General features: G+C 46.2%; 13 protein-coding genes. All 13 read left to right on the forward strand.

The genetic code is table 11. From position 1 onward, the window contains the following. Window positions 1–10: 10 nt before the first annotated feature. The 13 genes from hisB (at window position 11) to gatB (ending at window position 13,409) form a co-directional block, all read left to right on the forward strand. Window positions 11–601 carry an imidazoleglycerol-phosphate dehydratase HisB gene (hisB, locus tag DTOX_RS03660; RefSeq protein WP_015756382.1) on the forward strand — a complete coding sequence of 197 codons (591 nt, stop codon included), beginning with the start codon at window positions 11–13 and terminating at the stop codon, window positions 599–601. Between the two features lie 28 nt (window positions 602–629). After that, entirely contained in the window at window positions 630–1,244 is a 615-nt protein-coding gene (gene hisH / locus DTOX_RS03665) for an imidazole glycerol phosphate synthase subunit HisH (protein WP_015756383.1), read from the forward strand. Continuing rightward, window positions 1,238–1,966 carry a 1-(5-phosphoribosyl)-5-[(5-phosphoribosylamino)methylideneamino]imidazole-4-carboxamide isomerase gene (gene hisA / locus DTOX_RS03670; protein WP_015756384.1) on the forward strand — a complete coding sequence of 243 codons (729 nt, stop codon included), beginning with the start codon at window positions 1,238–1,240 and terminating at the stop codon, window positions 1,964–1,966. The genes hisH and hisA overlap by 7 nt, the downstream gene beginning before the upstream one ends. Before the next feature lie 25 nt (window positions 1,967–1,991). Further along, window positions 1,992–2,750, forward strand: coding sequence for an imidazole glycerol phosphate synthase subunit HisF (gene hisF / locus DTOX_RS03675; protein ID WP_015756385.1), 759 nt, complete (start codon window positions 1,992–1,994; stop codon window positions 2,748–2,750). A gap of 90 nt (window positions 2,751–2,840) precedes the next feature. After that, the gene (hisIE, locus tag DTOX_RS03680) at window positions 2,841–3,554 is read left to right on the forward strand and encodes a bifunctional phosphoribosyl-AMP cyclohydrolase/phosphoribosyl-ATP diphosphatase HisIE (RefSeq protein WP_015756386.1); all 714 of its coding nucleotides are present in this window, start codon (window positions 2,841–2,843) and stop codon (window positions 3,552–3,554) included. Window positions 3,555–3,637: 83 nt separating this feature from the next. Then, entirely contained in the window at window positions 3,638–3,895 is a 258-nt protein-coding gene (locus DTOX_RS03685) for a hypothetical protein (protein WP_015756387.1), read from the forward strand. 209 nt (window positions 3,896–4,104) lie between these two features. After that, window positions 4,105–6,318, forward strand: a complete 2,214-nt coding sequence (gene pcrA / locus DTOX_RS03690) for a DNA helicase PcrA (RefSeq protein ID WP_015756388.1) — start codon at window positions 4,105–4,107, stop codon at window positions 6,316–6,318. Between the two features lie 28 nt (window positions 6,319–6,346). Then, window positions 6,347–7,219: a lipid II flippase Amj family protein gene (locus DTOX_RS03695; RefSeq protein WP_015756389.1), complete on the forward strand. Its 873-nt coding sequence runs from the start codon at window positions 6,347–6,349 to the stop codon at window positions 7,217–7,219. Between the two features lie 58 nt (window positions 7,220–7,277). Then, a complete protein-coding gene (locus DTOX_RS24695) occupies window positions 7,278–8,006 on the forward strand; it encodes a globin-coupled sensor protein (RefSeq protein ID WP_015756390.1) in 729 nt (242 codons plus the stop codon). A 30-nt stretch (window positions 8,007–8,036) separates the two neighbouring features. Further along, window positions 8,037–10,070, forward strand: a complete 2,034-nt coding sequence (gene ligA / locus DTOX_RS03705; RefSeq protein ID WP_015756391.1) for an NAD-dependent DNA ligase LigA — start codon at window positions 8,037–8,039, stop codon at window positions 10,068–10,070. Window positions 10,071–10,133: 63 nt separating this feature from the next. Then, window positions 10,134–10,415: an Asp-tRNA(Asn)/Glu-tRNA(Gln) amidotransferase subunit GatC gene (gene gatC / locus DTOX_RS03710; RefSeq protein ID WP_015756392.1), complete on the forward strand. Its 282-nt coding sequence runs from the start codon at window positions 10,134–10,136 to the stop codon at window positions 10,413–10,415. Between the two features lie 21 nt (window positions 10,416–10,436). Continuing rightward, window positions 10,437–11,894 (forward strand): Asp-tRNA(Asn)/Glu-tRNA(Gln) amidotransferase subunit GatA, encoded by a 1,458-nt coding sequence (gene gatA / locus DTOX_RS03715; protein WP_015756393.1) that lies wholly within the window; start codon window positions 10,437–10,439, stop codon window positions 11,892–11,894. Between the two features lie 78 nt (window positions 11,895–11,972). Further along, the gene (gene gatB / locus DTOX_RS03720) at window positions 11,973–13,409 is read left to right on the forward strand and encodes an Asp-tRNA(Asn)/Glu-tRNA(Gln) amidotransferase subunit GatB (RefSeq protein WP_015756394.1); all 1,437 of its coding nucleotides are present in this window, start codon (window positions 11,973–11,975) and stop codon (window positions 13,407–13,409) included. The last annotated feature ends 190 nt before the right edge of the window (window positions 13,410–13,599 follow it).

A 13,599-nucleotide genomic window follows, 5' to 3' on the forward strand; every position in this document is an offset into this window, starting at 1 on the left:
GAGGTGCTGTATGCAGACCAGAAAAGTCGAGTTAACCCGTAAAACTGCCGAAACTGATATTTACTTAAAACTGGATTTGGATGGCAGCGGTGTTTACGATATAAAAACAGGTATAGGTTTTTTTGATCATATGCTGAATTTGATGACCAGGCATGGTATGCTGAATCTGGAACTAAGAGCTGACGGTGATTTAGAGATTGACGGTCATCACACGGTGGAGGATATAGGCATCTGCCTGGGCCAGGCAATTAAAGAAGCTCTGGGCGATAAGTCAGGTATTAACCGCTACGGACACGCTATGGTGCCTATGGACGAGGCTCTGCTGCTGGCAGCCCTGGATTTGAGCGGCAGGGGCCACCTGGAATTAAGTGTAGAAATTCCTTCTCCTAAGGTGGGTGATTTTGAGACTGAACTGTTGGAGGAATTTTTACGGGCGCTGTCAGTTAATGGCGGTATCACCCTGCATGTTACACAAATATCCGGTCGCAATAGCCATCACATAATAGAAGGTATTTTTAAGGCTCTGGGCAGAGCGCTGAGGCAGGCAGTGGAAACGGACAGCAGGGCAAATGGCATACCTTCTACAAAAGGTGTTTTGTAAGGATACTTATTATTTTATGGAGGAAAAAATGATTGCTATAATTGATTATGGTATGGGCAACCTGCGCAGCGTGCAAAAAGGTCTGGAAAATGTCGGGCATGATGCTTTTATCACCAGGGACCCGGATAAAGTTGTTCAGGCCGGGGGAGTTGTTTTGCCCGGCGTAGGTGCTTTTGCCGATGCCATGAAGAACCTGAAAGCCTCCGGTATGGACCAGGCAGTACTGAAAGCTGTAGCTGACGGTAAGCCTTTTCTGGGTATTTGTCTGGGCCAGCAGCTGCTTTTTGAAGTCAGTGAAGAATGGGGTTTGACTGAGGGCCTGGGAATTTTTGCAGGCCGGGTCAGGCGTTTCCCCGAGTGCGATTTAAAAGTGCCTCACATGGGTTGGAACAAGGTCGAAATACGAAAAGACAATCCACTTTTAGACGGTATACCTGATAAATCAGCCTTTTACTTTGTCCACTCCTATCATGTAGAACCCATAGACCGGGAAGTTATTATTGGGACAACTGAATATGGAGTACGCTTTTCCTCTTTTGTCGGGCGGGATAAAATATTTGGCATACAATTTCACCCGGAAAAAAGCAGTGCTTTAGGTCTGAAAATATTAGACAATTTCGGGAGGTTAGTAAAAAAATGTTAATTATACCGGCTATTGATTTACGGGAAGGAAGATGTGTCCGTTTGGTGGAAGGTCGTTTAGACCAGGAGACTATATACTCTGACGACCCGGTGGCTATGGCTCTCTCCTGGCAGCAGCAGGGAGCTGAATATCTGCATGTGGTCGACTTGGACGGTGCCTTTGCCGGTGCTCCAAAAAACTTAGCCATAATTAAAAATATCATAGCTGCTGTGGATATACCGGTGGAAGTCGGAGGCGGTATCAGGAATCTGGAGGCTATAGAAGAGCTGCTTGGCAGCGGAGCTTCCAGAGTCGTCCTGGGTACGGTGGCAATTCGCAATCCTGAACTGGTACAGGAGGCCTGTCAGAAATTTGGTGAAGGTATTGTTGTTGGCATTGATGCAAAGAACGGTAAGGTTGCCATTCAGGGCTGGGGAATTACTGTAGAAAAGACAGCTCTTGAGCTGGCTCTGGAAATGAAGAAATTAGGTGTTCAGCGAGTATTGTTTACGGATATTAAGCGCGACGGCACCCTGCAGGGTCCGAATCTGGAAGCAACCGGGGATCTGGCCCGTAAAAGCGGGTTGAAAGTTATAGCTTCAGGCGGTGTTTCTGTGCTGGAGGATTTAAAAGAGCTGAAAAAACTGGAAGCTGACGGCGTTGACTCCGTGATTATGGGCAAAGCACTCTATGCCGGTACGATAAAACTTAAGGATGCTCTGGCTTTGGCAGAGGCTAAATAAACAAAATATTAGGGAGAAATCACCTATGCTGATGAAAAGAATTATTCCCTGCCTGGATGTGACCGGCGGCAGGGTGGTTAAAGGAACTAACTTTGTTAATTTAAGAGATGCCGGAGATCCTGTGGAACTGGCGGCAGTCTATGATAAAGAGGGCGCGGACGAACTGGTATTTTTAGATATCACAGCTTCCCACGAGGGGCGCAAAACCACACTGGATATGGTTTACCGCACTGCGGCCGAGGTTTTTATACCTTTTAGCGTGGGCGGCGGGATTGGTTCCGTAGAGGATATGCGCTCTATGCTGACAGCGGGAGCGGACAAGGTTTCCATAAATACTGCCGCTATCAGAAATCCCGAATTGGTAGCGGAAGGTGCCAATAAGTTTGGCAGCCAGTGCATAATTGTAGCTATAGATGCCCGTCAGGTAGCTCCCGGTCGCTGGGAAGTATATACCCACGGGGGGCGCAGGCCAACCGGTATTGATGCTGTGGAATGGGCGGCCAGGGTTGAGTCGCTGGGTGCGGGGGAAATACTGCTTACCAGCATGGACAGAGACGGCACCAAGGATGGGTATGATGTTGCCCTGACCAGGGCTGTTTCCCGGGCGGTTAAAATACCTGTTATAGCTTCCGGCGGTGTTGGAAATCTGGAACATATGGTGGAAGGCTTGACTGAGGGTGAAGCTGACGCGGCGCTGGCTGCTTCCATTTTTCACTTTCAGGAGTACTCCATCAGGCAGGTTAAAGAGTTTCTGAGGGATAACGGTGTTCCGGTAAGGATTTAGTTTACACGCAATAGTTAAAGATGGATGGTGCGGAAGATTTAAGTTGAAAGTTGAAGACTTTTCGTAAACTGAAAGGAACGGTGTTATTATATGCAGCAGTTGGATATTACTAAGCTAAAATATGACCGGTCAGGTCTGATACCTGCCATTGTGCAGGATTACGCGACCAGAGAGGTTTTAATGGTAGCCTATATGAACCAGGAGGCGGTGGAGAAAACCCTGACCACACTGGAAACCTGGTTCTGGAGCCGCAGCAGGCAGAAATTCTGGCATAAAGGCGAGTCCTCCGGCAATGTACAGAAGGTTCGGGAGATATACCATGATTGTGACAAGGATACCCTGCTGGTGCTGGTTGATCAGAAAGGTGCGGCCTGTCATGAAGGTTATTACAGCTGTTTTCATTATCGCATCAATCGGGATTGTACTGTGGAAATAGTGGGAGAGCAGCAGTTTGACCCGGATGAGGTATACGGAAAAATTTCTGAGAATAAAGAGCAGGCTAAAGAGACTGTTCCGACTGCCGGAGCAGGGGTTCTGGACGAACTGTACGGGGTAATACTGGATCGTAAAGAGAAAATGCCGGAGGGTGCCTATACCAGCTATCTTTTTGACAAAGGTCTGGATAAGATACTTAAGAAAGTCGGCGAAGAGAGTGCAGAGGTAATACTGGCCGCTAAGAATAAGGATAAACACGAGCTGGTAAAAGAAAGCGCTGACCTGCTTTATCACCTGCTGGTTATGCTGGCGGAGCAGGGAGTTATGCCAGGAGAAGTTTTTGCGGAGTTAAAACAGCGGAGGAAATAGTGTCAGCCGGTCTGAGATATGGTTAGAGTAATTAACCCTTTTAAAGAAGAAGAGTTCTGCATTTAATAGACGGGGGTGAAGTTTTGGCCAAAATTGAAGTGGGTAAGTTTGTGCAGGAGAACCAGGAGGAAATCAAGAAACTTGTGGATATAGCCTTGAACCGGGCCGGGGATAAAATCAGCTCTGAGATTGCAGCAGGCAAGATTAAACCAACCTATGAAGAAGCACTGCCGATCTTGCTTTATGAAGTTCTGACCACTCATACCATTTCTATTTTAAGACTAGTGTCCGAAATGCTTGGGGGCCAGGGGCAGTCAGAAGAAGAAAAATTTTGCAATTAACCATGAAAAGGTTTAAAAGAGCCCGGCATAGGCCGGGTTCTATGTTATTCCCCCCGGCACTTTTGCATGCTTTAGATGCTAATTTTCAATAATATATTGAGATAATGGTTGGCTTGAAAATATGATATAATACAATTCGTAAACAAAGCTTAACTAAATTCAGCTGTACATTGTAAACTGTTTTTATATTTTCTCAGGGAGTGAGTTTTTTGCACGATGCAGAAACGGTTTGTGGTCTTGATGAAATTTTAGCCGGCCTAAATCCTGTACAAGCAGAGGCTGTGAGACATGTGGACGGCCCGCTTTTAATACTGGCCGGTGCCGGCAGCGGTAAAACCAGAGTGCTGACTCACCGTATTGCTCATTTGCTATTGTCGGAAAAGGTTTCTCCATTTAATATTCTGGCCATTACGTTTACGAACAAGGCGGCTCTGGAGATGAGAGAGAGAGTTGCAGCTATTCTGCCCGGAGTGGCCCGTGATTTATGGGTGGCTACCTTTCACTCAACCTGCTTAAAGATTCTCCGGAGGGATGGGCAGCTGTTGGGTTACGGCCAGGATTTTTCTGTTTATGATGAAGGTGACCGGCATACTCTGATCAAGGATTGTATAAAAGAGTTGAATATTGATGATAAGACCTTTTCACCACAGTATGTCTCAAGCATTATTTCTAAAGCCAAGAATAAGTTAATTGACGAGGATAAGTATGATAGAGAAGCAGACAATATACTCACCCAAAAAGCGGCCGGGATTTATAAACTCTATCAAAAAAAGTTAAAAACTTATAACGCGGTGGATTTTGACGACCTGCTCTTTCTGGTTGTCCGTCTTTTTAAAGAGCATCCGAATGTTTTGGAAAGATACCAGCATAAATTCCGCTACATCCTGGTAGATGAATACCAGGATACTAACTATGTGCAGTACCTTTTGGTGAAAATGCTGGCTCAAAAAAGCCGTAACTTGTGTGTAGTTGGTGATCCGGATCAGGGAATTTACGGTTGGCGGGGTGCCGACATTCAGAATATATTAAGCTTTGAGCGCGATTACCCGGAAGCTTGTGTGGTCACACTGGAACAAAATTATCGTTCCACACAGAATATACTGGATGCGGCCAATCACATAATCAGCTATAACCAGGGCCGTAAGGAAAAACGTTTGTGGACTGATGCCGGCAAGGGCAGTCCAATAATTGTATGCAAATCGCGTGATGAATTTGCAGAGGCCAGGCATGTGGTCGAACAAATCAAACATCTGCACCTGGTGGAGGGTGTTTCTTACAGTGAATGTGCTGTGCTGTACCGCACTCACGCACAGTCGCGTGTTCTGGAAGAGATTATGCTTCGCTACGGGTTGCCTTATAATATTATCGGCGGCCTGCGCTTCTATGAGCGCAAGGAAATTAAAGATGTGATAGCTTATTTGCGGGTTATAGTAAACCCGGCGGATGAGGTTTCTCTCAGCCGTATTATTAATGTGCCGAGGCGTGGTATCGGTGATGTTTCCCTGACTAAAATTTTTGCTTTTGCCGCGGAAGCAGGCATACCTGCCGGTTTGGCTATGGAGATGGCGGAGCAGATACCTGGCTTGAACGGTAAGGCTAGAAAGCAGGCAGCTCTTTTAGGCAGCCTTTTGCAGGTATGGCGCCGGCAGCAGGAGTTTCTGCCTGTTACGGACTTAACTGTGGATATTCTGGAGCGTACCGGTTACCGTCAGGAACTGGAGTATGAAGGAACTGTAGAAGCTCGTACCAGGTTGGAGAACCTGGAGGAATTTCTCTCTGTGACCAGGTTGTATGATCTGGAGACAGTGGAGGGCACGCTGGGTGAATTCCTTTCCGAACTGTCTTTGGTTACGGACGCGGACAGAGATAACGGGGAAGCGGAGCGTGTAAATATGATGACTCTGCACACTGCCAAGGGACTGGAGTTTCCCTTTGTTTTTCTGGTAGCTATGGAAGAAGGAATTTTTCCTCATAACAGGGCTTTATCTGACGCCGGCGAGTTAGAGGAAGAGCGCCGCCTGGCTTATGTCGGAATGACCAGGGCCAGGCAAAAACTATATCTGAGCTACAGTTTTCAGCGCACCATATACGGTAATACGAATTACTGCAGGCCTTCCCGCTTTCTGGAGGAGATACCGGTTGATTTAGTCAGCGGCGCTCATCCTTATGAAGAGAGGCAGAAAATTAATACGCAGGTTAAAAAGCAGCAGGAGACATCAAAGAGAAACCAGACGACCGTTAAGAAACCGGCAGCCGGTCAAAACTTTGTTCTGGGTGATAAGGTTCATCATGCTAAATGGGGTACAGGTGTTATTGTGGGCGTAAGCGGTCTGGGAAGCAACGCTGTGCTGCAGGTAGCCTTTCCTGATATGGGAGTAAAAAGCCTGTCCGCAGGATATGCTCCTTTGGAGAAGATTAATTAATACTTGGATAAATGTTTCGGAGGCACACATGACCCGATTGTTAATTGTCGCATTGCTGGTAGCAGTGATTCATATGATCAATACCTTAATTTATGCGGTAAGGTTATCCGGGGTGCGCACGCAGAGACTGGCAACCGCACTTTCTCTTTTCCAATTGATTTTTCTTTTATCCAGCACTGCTAATCTGATTCAAGCCCCTCTGTTATCATCTATAGTGGAACAAGCCATTAACACCGGCCTGCAAAATGCCGTGCACACGGAAAGCATAGCCAGGGCCGTGCTGACACCATTTTACCAGGCACAGCTGGATGTACTAAGCAAATACATCCGCCTGGTTATTGTGGCGGCAAGCGTTGGTACCTTAATCGGCTGGCTCTTGATTCCCTACTTTGTTAAAGTGTTTACTCGTGCCATCATGATTTTTGATCAGGTTGGTTCTGTACCCAGGGTCTTCTGGTTGATATTGTTTTCCCGGCGCAGGGTACAGGCGATTTTAGATAACCAAAAAATTGAACAGAGGCAGACGTTGGATCAGACGGTTTACCAGTATACCAGCATACCCAGGGCTTTTCTGTTTTTCAATATTTTTATTACCGGCTTTTATACCGTGGGTATCCTTTCGTCCTTATATGCCGGCGCGCTTTACCCGCAGTTTCGCAGTACCGCTGCTTTTTTGGCCGGGGTGGTTAACGGGGTGGCGGCTATTTTGATGGCTACCGTAGTAGATCCCACAGCCGCCCGTATAACCGACCAGGCTTTGAGAGGGGCCAGACCGGAGAAAGATGTGCGGCAGATGACTTTCTACCTGGCTGCTACCAGGCTGGTAGGCACTGTTTTTGCCCAGATATTGTTAATCCCTGCTGCCTATGTAATAAAATACGTGGCGCAACTTATTACTTGATTAAAGGACATTGCCGCTTGCTTGAGTCGGATAATAATAATCGGAGGAATGATTATAATTGGAAAATAACAGCCGAGACAGGCAGATGAGTTATGTTGCTATTACTCAGGATGATATCAATATTATGGCGGGCTATAAAGATTTGTTCAGCCGGGAAGCCGATCGCGTGGTCAATGTTTTTTACAACCATATTTTGAAATTTTCCGAGTTAAAGAAGCTTATCGATGAGAATAGTACGGTTACCAGACTAAAAGAAGTGCAAAAGCAGTATTTTATTAGTTTAACATCTGACAAAATGGACAACAATTATATTAACCGGCGCCTGGCTATCGGTATGAAGCACCGTCAATTGGGTTTGTTTCCTAGGTGGTATATCGGGGCCTATCAAATTTATATGACGGAGATTTATATGCTTTTGCAGGCCAAACACGGGACTGATGCGGTTTCTCTGCAGCGGTCCTATAATGCTTTTCAAAAACGGCTTAACTTTGATATGCAGCTGGCTATTGAGAATTACATAACTGATCAACTGCAGCAGCAGGTAGCTTTCAGCAGCAGTATCGGTGTGGTAGCCAATGTAATTAGCGATATTGCCGATCAGACTAATATGATTTCTCTAAATGCCTCCATTGAGGCCGCGCGTGCCGGTGAGCACGGGAGAACATTTGCTGTCGTAGCCGGGGAAGTGAGAAAGCTGGCGGAAAAGTCAGCCAGATCCGCCAAAGATATAGAGGAAATGGTACAGAAGAACAGGCGGTCAATTGAAGATATGAGAAGTTTAGAGTAGTTTAAAGGCAAAGTGCAAGAAGGTGATAATTTGGAGTTGAAGGAAGCCGGGAAAAGAGTTTTAGAACTGCGGCGGGAAATAGAGGAGCATAATTATAATTACTATGTTATGGATAACCCTGTCATAGGAGACGCCGAATATGATCGTTTAATGCTTGAGCTGACAGCGTTGGAGCAGCAGTTTCCGGATCTGCTTAGCGAGCATTCACCGACTCAGCGGGTGGGTGGAAAGCCAAAGGAAGGTTTTACTACCGTAACTCATAGAGTGCCTATGTTAAGCCTGGCCAACTCTTTTAGTGAGCAGGAGCTGAAGGATTTTGACCGTCGGGTCCGCGGTGCTCTGGCAGGTGAAGAGGTTAACTATGTAGTTGAGCTTAAAATTGACGGACTGGCTGTTTCCCTGTTTTATGAGAACGGTCTGTTTCAACGCGGCGCTACCAGAGGAGACGGTGAAACAGGTGAGGATATTACCGAAAATCTTAAGACTATTCGCAGCCTCTCTCTGCAACTGAAAGAGGCCGTGCCGGTTCTGGAAGTGAGGGGTGAGGTGTATATGTCCGGGGAGGCTTTCAGACGGTTGAATAAAAGCCGGGAAGCGGAAGATCAACCCTTGTTTGCCAATCCCCGCAACGCCGCGGCAGGCTCACTCAGGCAGCTCGATCCCAGGATAACTTCCAGCAGGCAATTGTCTGCCTTTATTTACGCGGTTGGTTATTATGAAGGGGTGAGCCTGAGCGGTCACGAAGAGGCGTTGCGTTACTTGCAAGACTTGGGCTTTCCGGTTAGCCGTTATTATCGCAAATTTGCTGATATTGAGGAGGTTCTGGCCTATTGCCGGGATTGGGAGGCCAGGCGTTTTGAACTGCCTTTTGCCATTGATGGTTTAGTCATTAAGGTTGATTCCCTGGAGCAGCAGCTAAAATTGGGAGCTACTGCCAAAAGCCCCCGCTGGTCGATCGCTTATAAATTTCCTCCCGAGCAGGCGGTTACTAAGGTTAAGGATATTATAATAAATGTTGGCCGTACCGGTGTTCTCACGCCAACTGCTCTTTTGGATCCTGTGCGTTTGGCCGGGTCGACTGTCAGCCGGGCGACTTTACATAATGAAGACATTATAAAGGAAAAAGATGTGCAGATAGGTGATACTGTTGTTGTCCAGAAGGCGGGCGAGATCATACCTGAAGTAGTCAGGGTATTGTCGGAAAAACGCAGCGGCGGGGAGATTCCCTTTAAAATGCCGCAGTATTGTCCTGATTGCGGAGCAAAGGTTGTTCGCCTGGAGGGTGAGGCTGCTTCCCGCTGTACGGGTATGGCCTGTCCGTCGCAGCTGAGGGAGGGTTTAATTCACTTTGTTTCGCGGGGAGCCATGGATATAGCCGGACTGGGACCGGCAGTTATCACACAGCTCTTAGATACAGGCTTAATCCATGATGCCGCTGACTTATATAATTTGCGGTACGAGGACCTGGTTAATCTGGAGAGGTTTGGCCAAAAGTCAGTTCAGAATCTGCTGCAGGCCCTGGAGCAAAGTAAAAAAGCCTCTCTGGGCAGACTGATATTTGCTCTGGGTATTCGCCATGTGGGGGAGAGGGCGGCTAAAACTCTGGCCCGGCATTTTGGTTCGCTGCAGAATTTGATGGCAGCCGGGCTTGAAGAGTTGGTGGGAATACCGGAGATTGGTACTAAGATAGCCGGGAGTATTATTACTTTTTTTGAGCAGGAGCAGAACCTTTCTGTTGTTGATAAACTGGTGCGGGCCGGTGTAAATATTGTGGAAAAAGACACAGAGGCTTCAACTGCCGGTTCTTTGGAAGGTAAAACTTTTGTTTTAACCGGAACACTCCGGTCTTTTACCCGTGAGACTGCAAAACAGTTTATTGAGGGCTTGGGAGGTAAGGTAACTGCATCTGTCAGCAAAAGCACTGATTATGTTCTGGCAGGTGAGAATCCCGGCAGTAAATATGATAAGGCCGTTAAATTGGGTATTAAAGTTATAGATGAGGCTTATTTTAAAGAATTATCTGTTGGCAAATCACCCGGCAAAGCAGATCATAGCCTATCGTAACTTGCATGCGCCAAAAAAAATCTGGTATAATGTTGTAAGTTTTTAGATAGAGAGGTGAACTGCTTGATTACTAAGGCCGATGTGGAACACGTAGCCTTGTTGGGACGTTTGTATTTAAGTGAAGAGGAGAAAGAGAGATATACCGATCAACTTAATGCTATATTGGAATATGCACAAATGCTTCAGAAGCTGGATACGGAGAATGTGCCGCCGACAGCTCATGCTCTGCCAATGCAGAACGTTTTCCGAGAAGACTGTGCAGGTGATTGTTTAACTAACGAAGAGGTTCTGTCCAATGCTCCGGAGAGAGAAGAGGAGTATTTTAAGGTGCCTAAGATTATCTAGGTTTTCCAGGAGGGATACATTTTGCAGCTTTATCAAATGACTGCCCATGAATTGCACCGGCTTCTGGTTAAAAAAGAGGTTTCCGCCGTTGAGATAGCTAAATCAGTTTATGACAGAACAGATGACCTGGAAAGAAAAATCAATGCCTATATAACCCTGACTAAAGAGAAGGCTATGCGGCAGGCGGAAGCGGTTGATGCTAAAATTGCCGCCGGAGAAGCCATTGCGCCATTGAGCGGGATTCCGGTAGCAGTTAAGGATAATATTTGTACGAAGGATGTTCGGACCACTTGTGCTTCGAAAATATTGCATAATTTTGTGCCCCCCTACAATGCAACGGTCATGGAGAAGCTTGAGGCTAACCAGGCTGTATTGTTGGGCAAAACTAATATGGATGAGTTTGCCATGGGTTCTTCCACTGAGAACTCCGCATATTTTGTTACAAAGAATCCCTGGAATATTGAAAGGGTAACCGGTGGTTCCAGCGGTGGTTCCGCTGCCGTGATTGCTGCCGGGGAAGCTGTTTGTTCCCTTGGTTCCGATACTGGCGGTTCCATTCGGCAGCCGGCTGCTCTGTGCGGTGTAGTGGGGATGAAGCCTACCTATGGGGCGGTTTCCCGCTATGGTCTGGTGGCTTTCGCTTCTTCACTGGATCAAATAGGACCCTTCACCAGAGATGTCGCTGATTGCGCTATAATGCTAAACGCTATCTGCGGCTATGATCCCAAGGATTCTACTTCTGCCAAAGTAGGTGTGCCTGATTATACAAGTTTTTTAATTAATGATGTTAAAGGGCTTAAAATAGGTGTGCCTAAAGAGTATATGGCTGAAGGTATTGAGCCTGAAGTACGAAAAGCTATTGAAGCCGCCATAGAAAAATTTATCGAATTGGGAGCGGAAGTGGAAGAGACTGTGCTGCCGCACACTGATTATGCCCTGCCAACCTATTATATTATTGCCCCTGCTGAGGCCAGTTCCAATCTGGCCCGTTATGACGGAGTGCGTTATGGCCATCGCACTGAGGAGCCGGAAAATATAGTCGATATGTTTATGCGTACACGCAGTGAAGGCTTTGGCGAGGAGGTCAAGAGGAGGATCATGCTGGGTACTTATGCGCTTTCCGCCGGTTATTATGATGCTTATTACTTGAAAGCCTTAAAAGTACGCACCTTAATTATGCAGGACCTGGAAAGGGCTTTTGCTAAATACGATGTCTTGCTTTCTCCCACAACACCTTCAGTTGCTTTTAAAATGGGTGAAAAGATTGACAGCCCGATACAAATGTATCTGTCAGATATTTGCACCTTGTCCGCCAACCTGGCCGGTATTCCGGCAATGTCCCTGCCGGCGGGCTTTGTTGGCAATCTGCCTGTAGGGATGCAGCTAATGGGCAAACCGTTTGATGAGGGCATGCTTTTGCGTTTTGCCTACACTTTTGAGCAGAATACAGATTTTCATAAAAGGCTTCCCCTGCTTTAATTAATTGCAATGTTATTGGGGAGATAAATTGTATTATTGAATTTAACAAGGTACCTTTAACTTAAGGGGTGAGATTACTTGACCCGGTATGAAGCCGTAATTGGTATTGAAATACACGTTGAGCTGAAAACGAATACTAAAATATTTTGCCACTCCACTACGGAATTCGGTGGGGATCCCAATACTCATGTCTGTCCGGTTTGCCTGGGTTTGCCCGGTGTACTGCCGGTGCTGAATAAACAAGTAGTTGAATATGCTATAAAAGCAGGTCTGGCTTTAAATTGTGAAATAGCCGAATACTCCAAGTTTGACCGGAAGAATTACTATTATCCTGATCTGCCTAAAAATTATCAGATATCTCAATATGATTTGCCAATTTGCAAAAACGGTTACCTGGAAGTTGAAACCGGCCAGGGGAAAAAGCGCATCGGTATTACCCGTATTCATATGGAAGAGGACGCAGGAAAACTGGTACATCAGGGAACTATTACTACCTCTCCCTACTCACTGGTCGATTACAACCGTACCGGAGTTCCTTTAATTGAGATAGTTTCTGAACCGGATATGCGGTCGGCGGAGGAAGCCAGGGCCTATGCTGAAAAGCTGAGATCTGTTATCCAGTATGCGGGAGTATCGGATTGTCGTATGGAAGAGGGATCACTTCGCTGTGATGTCAATGTGTCTGTTCATCCGGTAGGTACGGGGGAATTTGGTACCAGAACGGAAATCAAAAATATGAATTCCTTCAGATCAATTCAAAAAGCTGCTGAGTATGAGATTGAACGTCAAATAGAGGTACTGGAAAACGGAGGACGTATTATTCAGGAAACCAGAACCTGGGATGAAAACAAAGGCATTACTGTTTCCATGCGGACAAAAGAAGAGGCGCAGGACTACCGCTATTTTCCTGATCCTGATCTGGTGCCGCTGGTTATTGAGCGGGAATGGGTTGAAGCTGTTAGAAACTCGCTGCCTGAAATGCCGGAGCAGAGAGTGGCTCGCTATATTGAGAGCGGTTTGTCGGAATATGAAGCAAATGTGCTGACTGCGAGTAAAGAGGTTTCTGATTATTTCGATCAATGTTTGAAGACATATAACAATCCTAAAATGGTAAGCAACTGGATTATGGGTGATTTGTCCAGATTATTAAACTCTGTTAATATGGAGATTTGCGACTGCCGGGTTAAGCCTGCGCAGCTTGCGGACATGCTTAAAATGATAGACAGCGGTACAATCAGCGGTAAGATTGCAAAAACTGTTTTTGAAGAAATGTTTAATACAGGGAAAGACCCTGAAACTGTAGTTAAAGAAAAAGGCCTGGTGCAGATAAGTGATGAAAGCGCCATTGCTGCTGTAGTGGATGAGATTATTGCTGCTAATCCCAAGTCTGTAGAGGATTTCAGAAACGGCAAAGATAAAGCTATAGGATTTTTGGTGGGCCAAATAATGAAGGCTACCAAAGGTAAGGCTAACCCGCAGTTGGTTAACAAGCTGCTCAAAGATAAGTTGTCTTAAGCAGTGAAGTACTGCTGCTATGTAAAATATAGTAAAACCAAGGATTCTGGCCGAATGTGGAATAAGCCGCGTTCGGTTTTTTATTTTCCGAAAAAGGGAGGGGGGCAATCGTTAGTCAGTTACCAAAATTAAGATTGACCGGCAGGGAAAAAGATTTGCATGAAGAATTATAATACGGTGATAATTAAGC

Source organism: Desulfofarcimen acetoxidans DSM 771 (assembly GCF_000024205.1).
Taxonomy (GTDB): Bacteria; Bacillota; Desulfotomaculia; order Desulfotomaculales; family Desulfofarciminaceae; genus Desulfofarcimen; species Desulfofarcimen acetoxidans.

Excerpts from the sequence above, each read along its gene's own strand:
- hisF (WP_015756385.1), top strand. The coding sequence starts at position 1,992 with ATGCTGATGAAAAGAATTATTCCCTGCCTGGATGTGACCGGCGGCAGG.
- hisH (WP_015756383.1), top strand. The coding sequence starts at position 630 with ATGATTGCTATAATTGATTATGGTATGGGCAACCTGCGCAGCGTGCAA.
- hisB (WP_015756382.1), top strand. The coding sequence starts at position 11 with ATGCAGACCAGAAAAGTCGAGTTAACCCGTAAAACTGCCGAAACTGAT.
- hisIE (WP_015756386.1), top strand. The coding sequence starts at position 2,841 with ATGCAGCAGTTGGATATTACTAAGCTAAAATATGACCGGTCAGGTCTG.
- hisA (WP_015756384.1), top strand. The coding sequence starts at position 1,238 with ATGTTAATTATACCGGCTATTGATTTACGGGAAGGAAGATGTGTCCGT.
- DTOX_RS03695 (WP_015756389.1), top strand. The coding sequence starts at position 6,347 with ATGACCCGATTGTTAATTGTCGCATTGCTGGTAGCAGTGATTCATATG.